14 protein-coding genes are annotated in these 18,425 nt (G+C 66.2%); 4 read left to right on the top strand and 10 right to left on the bottom strand.

Annotation, left to right across the window (positions count from 1 at the left end):
* Position 1: 1 nt before the first annotated feature.
* On the bottom strand, positions 2–478 hold the full coding sequence (locus QFZ65_RS07395; RefSeq protein WP_373427567.1) for a hypothetical protein: 477 nt from the start codon (positions 476–478) through the stop codon (positions 2–4).
* Between the two features lie 239 nt (positions 479–717).
* Between QFZ65_RS07395 and QFZ65_RS07390 the strand changes: the two genes are divergently transcribed.
* A complete protein-coding gene (locus QFZ65_RS07390; protein ID WP_207614664.1) occupies positions 718–966 on the top strand; it encodes a WhiB family transcriptional regulator in 249 nt (82 codons plus the stop codon).
* A 98-nt stretch (positions 967–1,064) separates the two neighbouring features.
* Here QFZ65_RS07390 and QFZ65_RS07385 read toward each other — a convergent pair whose 3' ends face one another.
* From QFZ65_RS07385 to QFZ65_RS07370, 4 genes are read right to left on the bottom strand one after another with little or no spacing between them, the layout of a single operon-like run.
* Positions 1,065–2,534: a sensor histidine kinase gene (locus QFZ65_RS07385; RefSeq protein ID WP_306909432.1), complete on the bottom strand. Its 1,470-nt coding sequence runs from the start codon at positions 2,532–2,534 to the stop codon at positions 1,065–1,067.
* Positions 2,535–2,572: 38 nt separating this feature from the next.
* Entirely contained in the window at positions 2,573–7,546 is a 4,974-nt protein-coding gene (locus QFZ65_RS07380) for an NAD-glutamate dehydrogenase (protein ID WP_306909430.1), read from the bottom strand.
* Positions 7,547–7,604: 58 nt separating this feature from the next.
* Positions 7,605–8,918, bottom strand: coding sequence for a P-loop NTPase (locus tag QFZ65_RS07375; protein ID WP_306909429.1), 1,314 nt, complete (start codon positions 8,916–8,918; stop codon positions 7,605–7,607).
* Positions 8,915–9,559, bottom strand: coding sequence for a hypothetical protein (locus tag QFZ65_RS07370; protein WP_306909427.1), 645 nt, complete (start codon positions 9,557–9,559; stop codon positions 8,915–8,917). The genes QFZ65_RS07375 and QFZ65_RS07370 overlap by 4 nt, the downstream gene beginning before the upstream one ends.
* Before the next feature lie 151 nt (positions 9,560–9,710).
* Here QFZ65_RS07370 and QFZ65_RS07365 point away from each other — a divergent pair, with 151 nt between their 5' ends.
* Positions 9,711–9,926, top strand: coding sequence for a helix-turn-helix domain-containing protein (locus QFZ65_RS07365; protein ID WP_306909425.1), 216 nt, complete (start codon positions 9,711–9,713; stop codon positions 9,924–9,926).
* 55 nt (positions 9,927–9,981) lie between these two features.
* Here the strand turns inward: QFZ65_RS07365 and QFZ65_RS07360 are convergent, their stop codons facing one another.
* On the bottom strand, positions 9,982–10,554 hold the full coding sequence (locus QFZ65_RS07360; protein WP_306909423.1) for a hypothetical protein: 573 nt from the start codon (positions 10,552–10,554) through the stop codon (positions 9,982–9,984).
* 156 nt (positions 10,555–10,710) lie between these two features.
* Between QFZ65_RS07360 and QFZ65_RS07355 the strand changes: the two genes are divergently transcribed.
* Positions 10,711–11,592: a LysM peptidoglycan-binding domain-containing protein gene (locus tag QFZ65_RS07355; RefSeq protein ID WP_306909421.1), complete on the top strand. Its 882-nt coding sequence runs from the start codon at positions 10,711–10,713 to the stop codon at positions 11,590–11,592.
* Between the two features lie 159 nt (positions 11,593–11,751).
* On the top strand, positions 11,752–12,258 hold the full coding sequence (locus tag QFZ65_RS07350) for an Rv3235 family protein (RefSeq protein ID WP_306909420.1): 507 nt from the start codon (positions 11,752–11,754) through the stop codon (positions 12,256–12,258).
* Between the two features lie 161 nt (positions 12,259–12,419).
* On the opposite strand, the gene secA is transcribed toward QFZ65_RS07350, so the two are convergent.
* The 4 genes from secA to QFZ65_RS07330 form a co-directional block, all read right to left on the bottom strand.
* Positions 12,420–15,158, bottom strand: a complete 2,739-nt coding sequence (secA, locus tag QFZ65_RS07345; protein ID WP_306909418.1) for a preprotein translocase subunit SecA — start codon at positions 15,156–15,158, stop codon at positions 12,420–12,422.
* 69 nt (positions 15,159–15,227) lie between these two features.
* Positions 15,228–16,478: a winged helix-turn-helix domain-containing protein gene (locus QFZ65_RS07340; protein WP_306909416.1), complete on the bottom strand. Its 1,251-nt coding sequence runs from the start codon at positions 16,476–16,478 to the stop codon at positions 15,228–15,230.
* A gap of 32 nt (positions 16,479–16,510) precedes the next feature.
* Positions 16,511–17,236: a ribosome hibernation-promoting factor, HPF/YfiA family gene (hpf, locus tag QFZ65_RS07335; RefSeq protein ID WP_306909414.1), complete on the bottom strand. Its 726-nt coding sequence runs from the start codon at positions 17,234–17,236 to the stop codon at positions 16,511–16,513.
* A gap of 143 nt (positions 17,237–17,379) precedes the next feature.
* The gene (locus QFZ65_RS07330) at positions 17,380–18,399 is read right to left on the bottom strand and encodes a ComF family protein (RefSeq protein ID WP_306909412.1); all 1,020 of its coding nucleotides are present in this window, start codon (positions 18,397–18,399) and stop codon (positions 17,380–17,382) included.
* Between the last annotated feature and the right edge of the window lie 26 nt (positions 18,400–18,425).

Genomic DNA, 18,425 nt, shown 5'->3' with positions numbered 1-18,425 from the left:
GCTACAGGGCAGGAGGCGCACCGCCGGTCCGGGAAGCAAATGAAATGACACGCTTGTCGAACAGCAGCACGATTACTATCGCCGCGGGCACCAGCATGGCCAGGCCGGCCAAGGGGTATCCGCCCGTCAGTGTCGGAAAGCCGATCGTGAGGACCAGGAGTTGGACCACGAGGGCTCCCGCCCGCGGCCAGCGGTACCCGCGGAAAAGGAACCGGGCGACGGCAAGGAGCCAGACGGCAAAGCCGAGGAGCAGGCCCAGCGTAAACACCGCTCCCCAAAAGGAGAGAACCGGGGCTCCGCTGATCAGCTGACTTCCGTACCAGCCGGCGGCGGTGAGCAAGGCGGTAGCCTCGACCGCCACTATTGCGGCGATGACGGCAACGGCGGCGGGCCTCTGGACATCCCGGGCGCGGCGTCCGTCCGGGCCGCCAGCGCCGGGTCCCGGAGCTTGGCGTGGGTTTTCAGGGGGTCTTGACACACTGGCAGAGTACCGGACATAGTCCCCTAAAGGTGGGGGCGCCGCCAGACAATGTGATGCATCGCTCACGATCCACGCGTTATTCGGATCCCATTACCCCTTGTTTACACGGCGTTAACATGACACGCTTAATTCAGTTGACCAAGGGGGCCCAGTGGGCCCCTTTCTTATGTAGCCCCTAGTGAATAATTTCACAAGGGCGTTCTAACGTGTTCCCAGGAATGGAGTGACTGATCAGCATGGATTGGCGTAACCGCGCAGCGTGCCTTGACAAGGACCCGGAGCTGTTCTTCCCGGTAGGAAACACCGGACCGGCCCTCCTGCAGATCGAGGAAGCCAAAAGCGTTTGCCGGCGCTGCCCGGTCATAGACACCTGCCTGCAGTGGGCGCTCGAGTCCGGCCAGGATGCCGGCGTCTGGGGCGGCATGAGCGAGGACGAGCGCCGCGCCCTGAAGCGCCGCGCAGCACGCGCCCGCCGCGCGTCCTGACTTCAGCCTTCGGGCGGATGTCCTGCCCCGGCGGGACAGACGGAAGGGCCGCAGACCCAGGTCTGCGGCCCTTCCTTAGTTAACCACGCGGGCATCCCCTAGCTGGCGGCCAGGCTCAGCACGATCTCTACGGCCGTGCCGCCTCCTTCGCGCGCAGTCCATTTGATGCTGCCACCGAGTTCGCTGGTGACGAGGGTGCGGACGATCTGCAGGCCCAAGCCTTCCACATAGGGCGTCTCCGGTATGCCTACGCCGTCATCCGCGATGGTAACTGTCAGCAGCTCGTCGCCGTCCTCGCTTTCGGAGCGGTCCGCGATGAGCCAGACCGTCCCTGCCCGCCCTTCCAGCCCGTGCTCGACGGCGTTGGTCACCAGCTCGTTGATGACGAGGGCCAGCGGTGTGGCAAAGTCGCTCGGCAGTTCGCCGAACAGGCCCGAGCGCTGCGTGCGCACCTGCTGGGACGGCGAAGCCACTTCGGCGGACAGGCGGAACTGCCGCCCGATCAACTCATCGAAGTCAACGCTCTGGGTCAAGCCCTGCGACAGCGTTTCGTGCACCAGGGCTATGGTCGCCACCCGGCGCATGGCCTGTTCGAGCCCCTGCTTGGCCTCGTCGCTGACCATGCGGCGGGACTGCATCCGCAGCAGCGCTGCAACGGTCTGCAGGTTGTTCTTGACCCGGTGGTGGATCTCGCGGATCGTGGCGTCCTTGGTGACGAGTTCCATCTCCCGCCGCCGCAGCTCCGAAACATCGCGGCACAACACGAGCGCGCCGAAGCGGTGTTCCTCGTCCCGCAGCGGGATCGCGCGCAGCGAGAGGCTGACGCCGCGGGATTCGATTTCGCTGCGCCACGGCATCCGGCCGGTAACGACCAGGGGCAGGGTCTCGTCCACCAGGCGCCGGTCCTTCAGCAGCCCCGCGGCCACCTCGGCGAGGCTGCGGCCCTCCAGGGATTCGCCGTCGCCCAGGCGCCGGAAAGCAGAGACGCCGTTGGGGCTCGCGTACTGGACGATACCTTCGGCGTCCAGCCGGATCAGGCCGTCACCGACGCGCGGTGCCCCCCGGCGGGAGCCGGTAGGCGAGGCGAAGTCCGGCCAGAGCCCCAGGGTCCCCATCCGCAAGAGGTCGTACGCGCACTGCCGGTAGGTCAGTTCCAGCCGTGAGGGCATGCGCGAGCTGGACAGATCCATGTGCGTCGTGACGATAGCGAGGGTCCGGCCGTTGCGGACCATAGGCACAGCTTCGACCCGCAACGCCATCTCGCTGCTCCAGTTGGTCTCATTCGAGCGCTCGATCGTGCGGCTCTCCCACGCCTTGTCGACAAGCGGCTTCAAGTCGGAACGGATCCCCTCCCCCACGAAGTCGGAGTGGAACACCGTGTGCGTGGTGGAGGGGCGGACGTGCGCGAGCGCCACGTAGCCGAATTCGGGGTGCGGGAACCAGAGCGCCAGGTCCGCGAACGCAAGGTCGGCGACCATCTGCCAGTCGCCGACCAGGAGGTGCAGCCATTCAGCATCCCCCGGGCCAAAATCAGCATGCTCCCTGATAGGGTCCGTAAAGATTGCCACAAAACCTCCATTTGCGACGCTGCCGCACCAAAGTGCAGTCAGCGTCGAACGATTGACCTCAAGAGCCTCAATGCTACCGACAGCGAGGCCATGTCGTCGGCCTCCAGGGCATTGACCTCGTCGAACATGCTCTTGGCCCGGTTCAGCTGTTCGGCATTCTGCCCTTCCCACAGGCCCAGCCGTTCCTCTGCGGGCGCTCCGGCCGGCGTGGTCTCGAGCACCGCCGTCGTCATGTCGGACACGGTGGAGTACAGGTCGTCACGAAGGGCCGCCCGGGCCAGGGCCTGCCAGCGGTCGTTCCTGGGCAGCTTGGTGATGCGTTCCAGCAGCGAATCCGCGTGGAAGCGGTCGAAAACGGTGTAGTAGACGTGTGCGATGCTCTCCACGGGTTCCTCGCTGACGTGGACAATCCTGGCGATGTCGAGCAGTACGAAGCTTTCGAACAGCTCCGCCCACCGGTGGGCAAGGTCGTCCGGCAGGTCCCAGCCCCGGGCCTTTTCCAGCCATGCCTCCACCCGGGCGCGGTCGTCTCCCCGCAGGTAGTCCAGCAGCCGGGCACGCATCGGATCCATCAGCGGCTTGAACTCGCCCACAATCTCGGCAATGGGCCGGGACGGGTTGCCCTGGGTCAGGAGCCAACGGACGGCCCGGTCCAGAAGCCGGCGGATGTCCAGGTGGACCGTGCTCCAGTGCTCTGTCGGGAAGGAAGCCGGCAGCTCGTTGAGTTCACCGACCATAATCCCGAGTTCATAGACCTCGCGCAGCGCAACAAAGGCCCTGGCGACGGCGGCCTCGGTCGCCGAGGTCTCCTCCATCGCCCGGAAAGCGAAGGTGATGCCGCCCATGTTGATCATGTCATTGGCCACGACGGTGGCGATGATTTCCCGGCGCAGCGGGTGGCTGTCCAGTTCGGCGTCGAACCTTTCCCGCAACTGCCTGGGGAAGTACGCCCGGAGTGTCTCGCGGAACCAGGGATCGTCTGCGAGCGTGCTGTCCCGCAGCGCCGTCGCGAGCTCGATCTTGGCGTAGGCGGCAAGGACCGCCAGCTCGGGCGATGTCAGGCCCTGGCCCTGCTCGAGCCGTTCGTGCAGGGTTTCGGTCGAGGGCAGCGCCTCAAGGTCGCGCTTCAGGTCGGCCGACCTCTCAAGCCAGTCCATCAGGCGCTCGTAGCTGGGGCTCCACTCGGTCACGCGCATGCGGTCATTGAGCAGCAGGATGTTCTGGTCGATGTTGTCCTCGAGCACCAGCCGGCCGACTTCATCCGTCATGGAGGCAAGGAACCCCGCGCGTTCAGCAGCATCGAGCTTCCCTGCGGCCACCATCCGGTCCACGAAGATCTTGATGTTCACCTCGTGGTCGGAGCAGTCAACACCGGCCGAGTTGTCGATGGCATCGGTGTTCAGAATCACGCCCTGCAGCGCGGCCTCGACGCGCCCGCGTTGTGTCATGCCCAGGTTGCCGCCCTCACCGACAACCTTTACCCGGAGTTCCCGGCCGTCAACCCGAATGGCGTCGTTTGCCTTGTCGCCGACCTCGGCGTTGGTTTCGGTGCTCGCCTTGATGTAGGTGCCAATGCCGCCGTTGTACAGCAGATCGGCGGGAGCCAGCAGGATCGCGCGCAGCAGTTCGGGCGGGCTGAGCTGCTTCGTGCCCTCCGGCAGCCCCAACGCCGCCCGCACTTGCGCTGACACGGGGATCGTCTTGGCCTGGCGTGGGAACACGCCGCCGCCTTCACTGATCAGTGACTTGTCGTAGTCGTCCCAGGAGGACCGGGGCAGCTCGAAGAGCCGCTGGCGTTCGGCGTATGACGCACCCTCGTCGGGGTTGGGGTCGAGGAAGATATGCCGGTGGTCGAAGGCAGCCACAAGGCGGATGTGCTCCGAGAGCAGCATGCCGTTTCCGAACACATCGCCGGACATGTCGCCGACGCCGACAACCGTGAAGGGTTCGGTCTGGGTGTCGAGGTCGAGCTCGCTGAAATGGCGCTTGACCGATTCCCAGGCCCCGCGGGCGGTAATGCCCATGGCCTTGTGGTCGTATCCGACCGAGCCGCCGGACGCGAACGCGTCGCCGAGCCAGAAGCCGTATTCGGCGGAGAGTCCGTTGGCGATGTCGGAGAACGACGCAGTGCCCTTGTCGGCGGCCACCACGAGGTAGGAGTCGTCGCTGTCGTGGCGCACGACGTCGGCCGGCGGGACCAGCGTTTCGCCCTCCGGCGTCGTGATGAGGTTGTCCGTGATGTCCAGCAGGCCGCGGATGAAGGTCTTGTAGCTTTCAATGCCTTCGGCCATCCAGGCGCTACGGTCCGAGGAAGGGTCAGGCAGCTGCTTGGCATAGAAGCCGCCCTTGGCTCCGGTAGGAACAATTACGGCGTTCTTGACGGTCTGTGCCTTGACCAGGCCCAGGATTTCGGTCCGGAAGTCCTCGCGGCGGTCCGACCAGCGCAGGCCGCCGCGGGCCACCTTCCCGAAACGGAGGTGCACGCCCTCGACCCGGGGCGAGTAGACCCAGATCTCGAACATCGGCCTCGGGAACGGCAGGCCGTCGATGCTTGCGGGATCCAGTTTGAAGCTGACGTGGGTCTTGTTCTGGTAGTAGTTCGTCCGGAGGGTGGCCTGGATCAGGTTGGCGAAGGTCCGCAGGACGCGGTCGGCGTCGAGGGTCGTAACCTGATCGATCGCGGCGTCCAGCGCCGCCCGGACCTCCTGCTGCCGGCCCGCGCGCTCGTCGTCGTCCAGCGAGGGGTCGAACCGTACCGCGAACAGGGCGCTGAGGGCGCGGGTGACGTCCGGATTGGCCAACAGGGTGTCAGACATGAACTCGAAGGAGTTCGTGTTGCCCATCTGCCGCATGTACTTGGCGTAGGCACGCAGCACGATGACCTGCCGCCACTGCATGCCCTCGCGCAGCACCAGGCGGTCGAAGCTGTCCGATTCCACGGCGCCGGACACGGCCGCACCGAAGGAGTCGGCGAGGAGGTGCCCCGTTGTCAGGGGATCGACACCGGCCGGGTACTTGAGGCCCAGGTCGTACAGGAAGAAGTCGCGTTGGTCTGCCGTCTCGATCTCGAAGGGGCGTTCGTCCAGGACTTCCAGGCCAAGGTTGTGGAAGTACGGCAGGATCTGGCTCAGGCTCTTGGGCTCCAGCATGTAGAGCTTGACACGGGCGTCCTCCTCCAGCGTGGCGCCGGCGCCTTCCGGAAGATACACATGGACGCCCGGTTCTTCCCTGACGCCCTCGCCGGCCCGTTCGGCAGCCGCCCCGTACTTCTCGAAGCGCGCAATGTCCTCCAGGGCATCTTCCACCTCGTAGTCCACCCGGTAGCTGGCCGGGAAGGCCTCGGCCCAGATCTCTGCCAGTTCCTTCGCGCTGGTAACACCCGCGGCTGATGCCCCGGTAGCGGTTTTGCCTGCTGCAGGTTCTCCCGCTGTTTCGGCGGCTGCTGTTTCGCCGCCTACTGTTTGGGCGGCTACGGCGGTCACTGGTCCCGCACCATCGCCACGGGCGCGGAGAACTTCGGAAATGCCTTCGCCCCAGGACCGTGCGGCCCGGACGAGGCGCTTCTCCAATTCATCGCTGCTGATGTTGCTGACGTCGGCGCCCTTGGGGAGCCGGATGCGGAAGAAGAGCCGTGCCAGCGCGGACTCGGTCATCCGGGCCTCGTAGTCGATGGTCACGGCATCGAACGACTCCCGCAGTTCCTCCTCGATGCGGAGGCGGACGTTCGTCGTGTAGCGGTCCCGCGGAAGGTAGACCAGGGCGGACATGAACCTGCCGTAGATGTCCGGCCGGAGGAAAAGGCGGGTCCGGCGTCGTTCCTGCAACCGCTGGATGCCGGTGGCGATGGCGGCCAGGTCGGGCACCTCGATCTGGAACAGTTCGTCTCGGGGATACGTCTCAAGAATGCCCAGCAGGTCCTTGCCTGAGTGGGAATCCGCCGGGAAACCGGCATCCCGCAGCACTGCGGCCACCTTCTCGCGGACCACGGGGATGTCGCGGACCGAGCCGGCGTACGCGGTCGTGGCAAACAGGCCGATGAAACGGCGTTCTCCGTTCACGTTGCCGGCCGCATCGAAGCTTTTTACGCCGATGTAGTCCAAGTAGGCCGGGCGGTGCACGGTGGACCGGGAGTTCGCCTTCGTGATCACGAGTGCGCGCTTCTCCCGCGCCTTTTTCCGCCCGGTCTCGGTAAGGTGCTGGATCTGGTGGGGCACTTGCGGGCCGCCGCGCAGCAGACCCAGGCCGCTTTCGTCCAGGGGTTCCAGGACGTCCTCGCCGGATTCGTTCTTAAGGTCATACTCACGGTAGCCAAGGAACGTGAAATTTCCGTCGTCGAGCCAGCGCAACAGTTCCTGGGCCTGGCGCAGCTCCACGATCTGGGCGGGGTTGGCGACTTTTTCCAGGTCCCGGGCAATCTCCTGTGCCTTGTTCCGCATCTTCGGCCAGTCCTCGACGGCGGCACGGACATCGCCCAGGACGTGGCCGAGGCCCTCCACCAGTTCTGCGTGCTTCGCCTCGCTCGCCCGGTCAATCTCGACGGCGATCCACGACTCCATGTGCGAGGCGTTGTCGCCTTCGGCAATCAGGTGGGACAGGTTCGGCATGGTTGCCGTGTCGCCGCTGGAGATGCCCAGGTGTGAAGGCACGCGCGCGATCTTGACGAGCTCGCCCGTGGACCGGTTGCGCGTCACGACGAACAATGGATGCATCACCAGATGGATCGGCGACTTCTGCCGGACAAGTTCCGCGTTGACGGAGTCGACGAGGAACGGCATGTCGTCGGTGACGATATAGACGACGCTGCAGTCCGGTTCGTCGATAATGGAAATGTTGGGGACACCCGGCTGCCGGTTGGCACCGACCCGGCGGTGCGTCTCGGCCCTGGCGGTCAACGCCTCCGGCGTATACCCCCGGGCATCCTCTTCGGCCAGGTGCTCGTAGTAGTCCCCGAGAAACCCTTCCCCGGAAATGATCGAAACGGGGTGGTCCTCCACGCTGGGCCCAGACGACATCGAGAAAGCCTCCATCACAAGAGTTCGGGGGCCGCATCATTGCGGCCTCAACGCGAGCCTAACTCTTTGACCACCGCTTTGCTGTGGATGCGAACACAGAGGATCGGCGCTTTCGCTGGACAGGTGCACAAACAAGGTCGGCAATCGCCCTGCGGAGCGGGGACTCGGGGGCCGCCTCGAGCAGCAGCGAGCCTGCCAGCAATGCCGCATCGGCGGCGTCCGGGTCCGCTGGGAGGAAAGCGGACAAGCCGCTTCCGGGCCCGTACCGTTCCCAGGCGTCACGCAGCTGACGTTCCGGAGACCGCCCCACGGCTGCCGGGCGGACCTTGTTCACCACCACCCGCGGCGTCGCGTGGGGGACCGCGGCTTCCAGCTGTGCGAGGCCCCGGACCAGCCTCGGCACGCCGACGGAATCCGCAGAGCCGACAGCAAACACCGTGTCGGCCAGTTCCAGGCTTCGCAGAGTGGCGGCGTTCCGGCGCGGGGCAAGAGTGTCGAAACTCAGCTCCTCATCGGCCTCCAGGCAAAACCCGGTGTCTATGACTGTCACGTCGGCCACCTCGCGCGCCCGGTCCAGGACGCGGGACAGCGCCGCAGCGCGAAGTTCCGTCCAGCGGTCCGCGCGGGTGATCCCCGTGAGGACATGGAATGTCCCGGCCTTGGTTGCCACGGGAGTGGCGATCCTGTGGAGCGCATCAGCATCCAGCAGACCCTGATCCGCCAGCCGGCAAGCCTGCGCCAGGCCTGCCGCTTCGTCCAGCAATCCGAGCATGCCCGCCACGCTGGCACCATAGCTGTCCGCGTCGACTAAGAGCACGGACTTGCCCGTGGCGGCTAGTTCCGCGGCAATATTGGCCGCCACAAACGTCCTGCCCGGCGATCCGACCGGGCCCCAGACAGCAATGATCTCGCCCGCACCGGCGGGACTCGGGGCCAGGCCAGCACCGCCTCCTACGGGCTGCGGGGCGCCTCGGGCACCGCCGGGGGAAACCTCCGCCCCTATCCGTGACCGCTGCACCGCGTCACCGAGTTCCGCCACCGCCGCCGCAATTGTCCCGGCAAGGGCGGCAGCCCCGATCCCCGGCCGCTCGGCAGCCACACCTATCCCCCGAAGTCTCGCCGTCTCCTCGGGTTTTTCGGTCAGCGCCACGACGGCTACCCCTACCGCAGACAGCCGGTCCACCAATGACGCCGTCAGCTCTTCACTTCCCTCCGCCACGACGGCTGCCCGCGCCAGTCCGCTCTGGCATGCGGCAAGCAATTCCGCGAGTTCCGAGCAACGCCGCACGACGGACACCGGTCCGTGGAGGCGCTCCAGGCCGCCAACCAGGTCGTCCCGTGCATGACCGACCGTCACGACCGGGATGCTCATCGTGAGTTTCCGCCAGGATTCCAGACGACGGAGATTTTGGCCTTGTTGGCCTGGGCGCCAAGTAGTTGTGGCATCTGGCTGTCGGTGACCAACACCATCACCACCGTTGAGCGCGCGGACCCCAAGGCGGTGCTGCCGGGGGTAAGCTGGGCGATTTCCGCCCCCGGCAGCAGCAGGGTGGGCTGGCTGTAGCCGTTACGTGCGTCGGGAAGGGCGACCCAGACGTCGACCCTCGACCCGGCCACTGCCTGCGCTGGAAGGGCCTCATCGACGGTGACGGCCACCGGCTTGCGGTCCAGCACGTCGAGCTCCCCCAGGCTGTCGCGCGGCACCAGCTGGTCCTGGCCGATCCTTTGGACCGCCACCGCTCCTTCGGCCAGCCCTGATTCCGGCGTCAGGTAGCGCTGCTCAAGGTCGCCGAGACGGACCTTGACGCGGTGCAGCTTGTCCGCCGTCAGGCGCTCTCCGACGGCGATGGCCTCCCGGGCTGCATACGCCTCTGTGGTCTGGTCGGCGGCGCCGAGCAAAGAGACGACGCCGGCCGTCGAGGCGAGCACGAGCAGGATTCCGACGACGAGGCGTGGGTCCTTCCAGGAAGGCTTCTTCAGCCGCGCGCCGCCGCTCATCGTGCCCACGCTCATGCGCCGCTCCCCCTGTCGTCACCGTCCGGCGAATGATGCCGGGAATTCCCATTGTTACGTCTCCTGGCATTGTCGGGAAGATGCGGGGTCAAACAACTGCAAATTGTGGATAACCGCGCCGAACGAACCCCGTCGGTGGCAAAATGGAGGCATGCCCCGATTCCTCACCCTCGCAGACGTTGCCGAGCAGCTCCAGATCAACGCTCCGGCCGCCTACGCGCTGGTCCGTAGCGGCGAACTCAAGGCCATCCAGGTGGGCGGCCGTGGCCAGTGGCGCGTGGAGGAGAAAATGCTCGAGCAATACATCGAGGAGCGCTACGCCGAAGCGAGCCGCATGATCGCCGAGGCCAAATCGAAGTCGGTCTAGGCCGCCGGGCTGGCGCGTCCTTGCTCCAAAGGGCCTGCCGGCCCGCCCGGAGGCCTTAGTCATCCGCATTCCGTTCTGACCGGAGGGCGGCCAAAGCGGAAAACGGAATGGTCACCGCGTGGCGGACGTTGGACGCCCGCCGGTCCTCGCCGTCCTCCGTCACGGCAAGGTCCAGGTGGTCCCGCCCAACCCTGTCGATCACGCCGTGCAGGACCGATTCCCCCGTTGCACCCCGCCCTGCCAGAACCGACAACCGTGTCCGGTCCCGCGCCAGCCCCCGTAGCGCGCTCGCAAGCCCGAGCCGTTGCCGCACTTTGGACGGCTCCCCGACGGCCAGTCGGGACAGTCCCGTGAACTGGACGGCGGCCGCGTACGGGACCAGAAACTGGTGGCGCTGGCCCTGCAGGACCAGCGCCTGGCTGCCGGCATGACTCAGGGTTCCTTCGAACACGGAGCCGGTTGTGACCTGGACGCCGATGGGGAGACCTAGCGAGCCGCGCAGCCTGTCGGCGAGCTCCACTGTCGACGCCTCCACGCGCATCCGCTCCGCGATATCCGCGTCCAGATCCAGCCGCGAACGTGCAGCTAACTGTGCCTCCAGGTCGGAGAAGAGTGCGTCCCACCGCATGGCGCCAGCGTAGGCGGGCACCCGTCCGCGGTCAATCAACAGGGACGAACCCAACCCTAGACAAACCGCCGGTTGAGGGCCACACTCAGAAATCAGAGTCAAAGTGCATCAAACAACATCAAAACGTATGGACAAGGCTCAAACGAGGAGGACGTCGTGGAGAAAGCAAAGCCTGCATCCGAGGGTGCGCGCGCGGGGCGATATCTCCCGGCGGCCGACGCCTCCATGGCTGCCGCGATTCTGTTGCTGGGCCTGTTCCTGGCAGGATCCGGAGACCGCCTGGTGCAACGCTGGCGCTCCTCCTCGGCCCGGCAGCAGTCGCTGTCTTTCGAGGACCAACTCGGGCTGGCCGCCAACACTGCCGGCCTGATTCTGATCCTGTGGTGGCTGATCTCACTCATGTCCGCGGTGGTCTCGGCTCTGCTGCAGCGCAGCGGACGAATCGGGGCCGCTGCGGTGACAGCCAGGTTCAGCCCGGCGTTCATGCGCCGGCTGGCCCTTGCTGCCCTGGGTTTCCAGCTGCTCTCCGCGCCCTTGGCCACCGCCGCGTCGCTGGCCGGCCCGGATCCCCTGCCCAGCCCCGCGGTCTCCGCGCTGTGGACACCGACGACGGCTACCGCCGAGGGACTGGTCCTGCCCTTGCCCTTGCGGGGCCTCGCCGCACCGCCGGGCCCCGTCCCCGAGGCCGCGCCCGCTCCGGCGTCCGCCTCGTCAGCTTCGGCGTCCGCCTCATGGAGCTCCCGACCAGGACCCCCGGCACCCCCGTCCTGGACTCCGCAGTCTCCGACGGTGGATCCGGGCGCGTTGGTGGCGGGCCAGCTCCGGGTGCAGGAACCCGCGGACGGCGTCGCTGAAGTGACTGTCCGGGCCGGGGACACCCTCTGGAGCCTCGCCGCCTCACGGCTCGGCCCGTTGGCCTCTGATGTCGACATCGCCCGGGAATGGCCCCGGCTGTACCGGGAGAACCGGGAAGTCATTGGTGAGAGCCCCCACCTCCTTCATCCCGGCCAGGTTCTTCGACTTCCGGCGCGCGAGTGATTGTCCGGAAGGGAACCGGAAACCGCGCAGAACCCTGCAATGCCCCCGGCACTGCAACAAGACAACCGCACGTAACCCCAGCAGTGCCCCAAGCGCTGCAACCACCCGGCAACAACCAAGCGCCAAGCGCGTCAAGACAACGTCACGAAGGAAACCACCATGACCGTACCCACTGGGCGTCGCGCCCTTGCAGAACCTTCAGCATCCCCCCGGACGCCGCTCCGCCTGGTCGACGCCGGCGTCGCACCGGCCCCGGGTCCCCCTGCTCCGCCGACGTCCACGCCGGCGACACGGCGTGTGCCGCTGCAGCTGGTGGACGAGGGTCAGGAAATCTGCACCATCTGCCGCAGCACGGTGCAGGCCGCAATCGAGGTCCTGGCTGGTACCCGGCCTGCCCAGCAGCTGGCCAGGAGACTCGACGACCGCTGTCTCACCGCCCTGCAGCATCGGGCGGCCCTGACGCGGCGCGTAGCGTCGGGAAACTCACCCACGGCCGGTCGTCTGCACCGCAACCCCTCGGTGCGCTCGGTCCGGGCCTGCAAGGTATCGGAGGACGTTTATGAGGCGAGTGCCGTGGTCGTGGACGAACTGCGCGTCCGCGCCGTGGCACTCCGGCTGGAACGGACCCAGTTCCTCTGGCGGGTGACGGTGCTGGAGATCGGCTGAACGGGTTCCCGGCAAGCGCGCCGGCACGGAGACGGGCACGGGCACGGGACGACAGAGAGCTGCGGGGGGATACAAGGGAAGGAGGGCAGGAAAAAGGTGAGAGGACCGGAACCACGTTCCGGTCCTCTCACCTTTCTGCGTCGCCCTCCAGGGCAGCTGGCTTAGCGGCGCTTCTTCTTGTTGGCACGGCGAGGGGCGTCCTGAGCGGCGGCCCTGGCAGGGTTGCCGGACCGGCCCGAGGTCTTGGCCTCGACCCGGGTCTGGGCGGCGCCGTCCTCACCCGGAGCGGTGTACTGGAGCTGCGCGGGCTTCTCCGGAGCTTCCAGTCCCGACGCGCGGATCTGCGGCTCGTGGTGCTCCGTGTGCTGGCCGCCGGCATCCGCCACGACGACGTCCTCGGCCGGGGTCACCTCGACCTCCAGGTTGAACAGGAAGCCGACGCTTTCCTCGCGGATGGCCTCCATCATGGCCTGGAACATGATGAACCCCTCGCGCTGGTACTCCACCAGAGGGTCGCGCTGGGCCATCGCCCGCAGGCCGATGCCTTCCTTCAGGTAATCCATCTCGTACAGGTGTTCCTGCCATTTGCGTCCGATCACGGACAGGACCACGCGGCGTTCGAGTTCGCGCATGCTCTCGGACCCGATCGCCTCTTCACGCGCCTGGTAGACCAGCCGGGCATCGGAAAGGATTTCGTCCTTGAGGAATTCCACCGTGATGCGCGACTTGCCGCCGGCCTCGTCGATCAGATCACTCGGGGTGACACTCACCGGGTAAAGGGTCTTGAGATTGGACCACAGCAGGTTGAAGTCCCAGTCGTCGCCGGTTCCTTCCGCCGTCGCCTCATCGATGAAGGCCGTGATGGTGTCCTCGATGAAGAACTGAACCTTCTCGTGGAGGTCATCGCCCTCGAGGATGCGGCGCCGGTCGCCGTAGATAGCCTCGCGCTGGCGGTTCAGGACGTCGTCGTACTTCAGGACGTTCTTGCGCTGTTCGGCGTTGCGGCCCTCCACCTGGCCCTGGGCCGAGGCGATGGCGCGGGAGACAAGCTTTGACTCCAGCGCGACGTCGTCGGGCACGGAGCTGTTCATCAGCCGCTCCGCCGCGCCGGAGTTGAACAGGCGCATCAGGTCGTCGGTCAGTGACAGGTAGAACCGGGATTCGCCCGGGTCACCCTGACGGCCTGAGCGGCCGCGCAACTGGTTGTCGATGCGGCGGGACTCGTGCCGTTCGGTGCCGAGAACGTAGAGGCCACCGAGGTTGAGGACTTCCTCGTGCTCGTCCTTGACCGCCTGCTTCGCCGCTTCGAAGGCCTCCGGCCAGGCTGCCTCGTATTCTTCGGAGTTTTCCTCCGGGTCCAGTCCGCGCCTGGCAAGTTCCGCGACGGCGGTGAACTCGGCGTTGCCGCCGAGCATGATGTCGGTGCCGCGGCCGGCCATGTTCGTTGCCACGGTGACTGCAGCCTTGCGGCCCGCCTGGGCGACGATCGAAGCTTCCCGGGCATGGTTCTTGGCGTTCAGGACCTCGTGCCGGACGCCCTCCTTGGCCAGCAGCCGCGACAGGTACTCGCTCTTCTCGACGCTGGTGGTGCCGACCAGAACCGGCTGGCCCAGTTCATGCCGTTCCGCGATGTCCTTGACGACGGCGTCGAACTTCACGGCTTCGTTCTTGTAGACGAGGTCCGCCTGGTCAATACGCGTCATGTCCCGGTTGGTGGGGATGGCGACGACGCCGAGCTTGTAGGTGCTCATGAACTCGGCGGCTTCGGTCTCGGCCGTACCGGTCATGCCGGAAAGCTTGTCGTACATGCGGAAATAGTTCTGCAGGGTCACGGTGGCAAGCGTCTGGTTCTCGGCCTTGATCTCGACGCCTTCTTTGGCTTCGATGGCCTGGTGCATGCCCTCGTTATACCGGCGGCCTGCCAGGATGCGGCCTGTGTGCTCGTCCACGATCAGCACTTCGCCGTCGAGAATGACGTAATCCTTGTCCCGCTTGAAAAGTTCCTTGGCCTTGATGGCGTTGTTCAGGAAGCCGATGAGCGGCGTATTGGCCGACTCGTAGAGGTTGTGGATGCCAAGGTAATCCTCCACCTTTTCAATTCCGGACTCGAGGACGCCGACCGTGCGCTTCTTCTCATCGACCTCGTAATCGACCTCGGGCTGGAGCCGCAACACGACCTTGGCGAACTCGCTGTACCAGCGGTTCGTGTCGCCCTGCGCAGGACCGGAAATAATAAGCGGGGTGCGGGCCTCGTCGATGAGGATGGAGTCCACTTCGTCGACGATCGCATAGTTGTGGCCCCGCTGGACGAGTTCCGTCTTGTCCCACGCCATGTTGTCCCGCAGGTAGTCGAAGCCGAATTCGTTGTTCGTGCCGTACGTAATGTCCGCGGCGTATTGTTCGCGGCGCACGGCGGGGTCCTGGTTGGCGAGGATGCAGCCGCTGGTCAGGCCCAGGAACCGGTACACGCGTCCCATGAGGTCGGACTGGTATTCAGCGAGGTAGTCGTTCACGGTGACGACGTGCACGCCTTTGCCGGTGAGGGCGTTGAGGTAGGCCGGAGCAGTGGCCACCAGCGTCTTGCCTTCACCGGTCTTCATCTCAGCGATGTTGCCCAGGTGAAGGGCGGCACCACCCATCAGCTGGACATCGAAGTGGCGCATGCCGAGGGTGCGGGAAGCGGCTTCCCGGACGGCGGCGAACGCCTCGGGCAGGAGGTCGTCCAGCTTTTCGCCGTCGAGGTGGCGCGCACGGAGCACGTCGGTCTCTTCGCGCAGTTCGGCGTCGGTGAAGGTCTTGAAGGAGCTTTCGAGGGCGTTAATAGCGTCGGCATAGTTCCGCAGTTGCCTCAGGGTTTTTTTGTCACCCGTGCGGAGAAGTTTTTCAATAAGTGATGCCACGTGAAGATGCTCCCAGTCTCAAGCCGCCGAATTCTGGCGTGTTTAGTCTACGGGAGAGTTGCGGGGCCGCTATGCCTGTTCCCTGACAGCGGATACAGCGTCGCCTGTCCGGTCGACAGCATCGGCCAGCGCCGGCGCCAGATCACCTGACGGGGAAACGACCACCCCGTCCAGCTGGAGCCACTCGGCCATGAGCCGCAGCTCCGCGGCAAGCTCAGTGGCGACGTCCGCCGGCGCGCCGGGCTCGGCATGCGCGGCCCTCGCCAGGAGAAGGCCGTTGGCGCGGTCAGCCTTGAGGTCAACCCGGGCAACGATCCCGTCGCGGAGCAGGAACGGCAACACGTAGTAGCCGAAGCGGCGCTTCGGTTCCGGCGTGTAGATCTCGATCCGGTAGTGGAAGCCGAAGAGGGCCTCAAGCCGCCGGCGTTCAAAGACCAGCGAGTCGAACGGGCTGAGCAGCGCCCTGCCGGTGGCCGCGCGGGGCAGCTTTGCCTCCACATGCCGGTAGAGCGGCCGGTTCCAGCCGGTGACCAGGACCGGCCGTATCCGTCCGGCATCGACGAGGTTCCCCACGGACACTGCTGCTGCTTTGACCGGCACCCGGAAATAGTCCGCGAAGCAGCGTATGGTACCGATGCCGTGGGCCTGTGCCGCCGCGTCAATCAAGCGGTCCATTGCTGCTGCCGGATCCTGGCTGGTTTCACCGCGGCCCTCCGGCGCCATCGGCAGGACCTTGGCAGTAAGGGTGTAGCGGCGCTCGAAGGATTCGGTCCGGGACGCCGCAGAGACAAGACCTTCCTCGAAGAGGTGTTCCAGCACCCTCTTGACGGCATTCCAGTTCCAGCCCCAGTTGTCCTGCTGTTGGTCTTCCACGTGGCCAAGCCGGGCCGTGAGTTCCGCAGCGGTCATGGGCTTTCTCTGCGCGAGTGCCTCCAGTACCCGGGAGGCGACCCCGCTCCTCAGGTCCGGGTCCATGGCATGCGCTCCCACCCATTTCCGGCTCTGCCACTGCACGAGGTCCGGGAAGTGGTCGGGGCGGATGAAGCTTGCCTCGTGGGCCCAGTACTCCATCATGCGGCGGGGATGTGTGCCCGCCATCCGGTCCAGGATGCCTCGGTCGTAATTGCCCAGCCGCGAGAAGAACGGCAGGTAGTGACTCCGGGACAGCACGTTGACCGAGTCGATCTGGACAAGGTGCAGGCGGGCAAAGGTACGGCCCACCGCCCGTGCTGTCACGGGTCCGGCGGGCCGTACCTTGTCCAATGCCTGGGCTGCCAATGCGATCCGCCGGGCCTGCTTGAGGCTCAGCGATTCAGGCACGTCAGTCCCTTCAGTGGATGGTCCGCACCAGTCTAGGCGGTGGCGGGCTCATCCTCGGAACGGTAGGCGATAACCTTCGGCTCCAGCGGAGCCTCTCCCGGCTCACAGGTCTGGTCCAGGGAGATTACCCCGTACGTCCAGCCCTCACGGCGGTAGACCACGGAAGGCGCCTTGGTCTCCTTGTCCACGAAAAGATAGAAATCGTGACCCACGAGCTCCATGTTGTCGACGGCGTCGTCCAGGGTCAGGGACGCGGCGGTGAAAACCTTCCGGCGAATCAGTACGGGAGAATCCCCGGCAGGAATGTCGTTCTCCACCTCATACGGCGACTTCTCGGTATCCGCGGTCGTGGCCTCCTGCCGGCGGCTTGCTTCCTCGTAGAGGGGGGCGCTGGTGCTGGCCGGTTCCAGCGTCGCCGTGGCCTCGCGCACCGCCACGGGGGTATGCCTGCCATGATGGACCTTCTTGCGGTCCTTCGCCCGGCGCAGGCGTTCAAGAAGCTTGTTATAGGCAAGATCAAACGCGGCGAATTTGTCTGCGGCGCTGGCTTCGGCCCGGATCACGGGACCGCGGCCCAGAACTGTCAGCTCAACAGTCAGCATTTCATCGGTCTGGCGGGCTTTGGTTTCCTTGGAAACCTTCGCGTCCACCCTCTGAACCTTGTCCCCCAATGACGCAATCTTCGAGATCTTCTCGTCTGCGTACTCGCGGAAGCGGTCGGAGACCGTCAAATTACGTCCGCTGATCATGAACTCCATGGTGCCCTCCAAATGACTTCGGTGACACGACGGCGGCACTTCCCGGGGCTGTTCTGACTGACAGTCGAGCCCCTTTCCGAGCCGCTATCGACAGGTACATCTATTCTTGGTACCCATGTTCGACGTTAGTTCATAGACCCCTGTTATTCATCCTTTTTTGGTTTATTTTTTTCCTCGACGGCGCTCTTCCCCGCCACCGCGCGGCCCTGGACGGGGAGGTCGGATGTGGCCGGCGGGCGTGTCGCCGCCAGGACCACGGCACCCCTGACCTGCGCTCCTGCCAGCGTCAGGGCGCGGGCGGCCTCGGCCAGGGTGGCGCCGGTGGTAAGCACGTCGTCGACGATGATGCAGGGCTGCCCGCGCAGGTCCGGCGCCCACGGGCCGCTCCGGACACGCATCGACCCGCGTACGCGCCGCGACCGGGCACCACGCCCGAGACCTTTCTGGCCGGCGGCCAGAGGCAACGCCAGCATCCATACCGGCCACCGCGCGGGCGACGCCCCCCGCAGGGCCCCGGACGTCGCCAGGGCCCCTACCCTCCGGAGGGCCCCTACCTTCCGCAGCGCGTCGATAGTCCCGGGCCCGTCCCGCCCGGAGCCGCCGGACGTCCGGCTCCGGCTGAGCCTTTTCAGCAGCAGATGGACCGGGCTGAAACCCCGTTTCCGGAACGCGCTGTTGCTCGTGGGCACGGGCACCAGCCAGACGTCCGCTGTCCCGCCCGACGCGGCGCTCACCGCCTGCCCGAGCGCCCGGGCCAGTATGTGCACGAGTGGCGCCTGGCCGTACCGTTTGAATGCGAGCACGGCCTGCGCCAGTTCGCCGCGGTAGACGCCGGCGGCCACCACCGGAAGCAGCACCGAGCCGTCCATGTCCATCAGCGCGGGCGCCTGCGCCTCGGCCCGGAACGGGTGCCGGGTCAGGAGGCGGATCTGCTGCGCGCAGGCCCCGCAAAGTACGAGATCCTCCGCGCCGCAGCACACGCACGCCACGGGAGCGGCGAGGGCAAGCAGTTCGGCCGCCGCAGCCGCAGTCCGGTCAGCCAGACGTGCAGGCCCGCGAGCATAGTCACCCCGATGCTTTGAAACCGGCGAAGCAAGCGGGGACAGGTCCGGATCGGCGGCCTTCCGGCGGGATTGGGCTCCGTCCGGCCCGTGCCTTGTCATGGTTCGCCGTGCGTTGTCATGGTGCA

The organism is Arthrobacter sp. B3I9 (assembly GCF_030816935.1).
In the GTDB taxonomy this organism is placed as follows: Bacteria; Actinomycetota; Actinomycetes; order Actinomycetales; family Micrococcaceae; genus Arthrobacter.
This window is presented reverse-complemented; position numbering and strand designations above follow the sequence as displayed.

Bases quoted from the DNA above. Each gene is read 5' to 3' on its own strand.
- QFZ65_RS07390 (WP_207614664.1), top strand. From the start codon at position 718: ATGGATTGGCGTAACCGCGCAGCGTGCCTTGACAAGGACCCGGAGCTG.
- QFZ65_RS07380 (WP_306909430.1), bottom strand. From the start codon at position 7,546: ATGTCGTCTGGGCCCAGCGTGGAGGACCACCCCGTTTCGATCATTTCC.
- QFZ65_RS07375 (WP_306909429.1), bottom strand. From the start codon at position 8,918: ATGAGCATCCCGGTCGTGACGGTCGGTCATGCACGGGACGACCTGGTT.
- QFZ65_RS07370 (WP_306909427.1), bottom strand. From the start codon at position 9,559: ATGAGCGTGGGCACGATGAGCGGCGGCGCGCGGCTGAAGAAGCCTTCC.
- QFZ65_RS07365 (WP_306909425.1), top strand. From the start codon at position 9,711: ATGCCCCGATTCCTCACCCTCGCAGACGTTGCCGAGCAGCTCCAGATC.
- QFZ65_RS07360 (WP_306909423.1), bottom strand. From the start codon at position 10,554: ATGCGGTGGGACGCACTCTTCTCCGACCTGGAGGCACAGTTAGCTGCA.
- QFZ65_RS07350 (WP_306909420.1), top strand. From the start codon at position 11,752: ATGACCGTACCCACTGGGCGTCGCGCCCTTGCAGAACCTTCAGCATCC.
- hpf (WP_306909414.1), bottom strand. From the start codon at position 17,236: ATGGAGTTCATGATCAGCGGACGTAATTTGACGGTCTCCGACCGCTTC.
- QFZ65_RS07330 (WP_306909412.1), bottom strand. From the start codon at position 18,399: ATGACAAGGCACGGGCCGGACGGAGCCCAATCCCGCCGGAAGGCCGCC.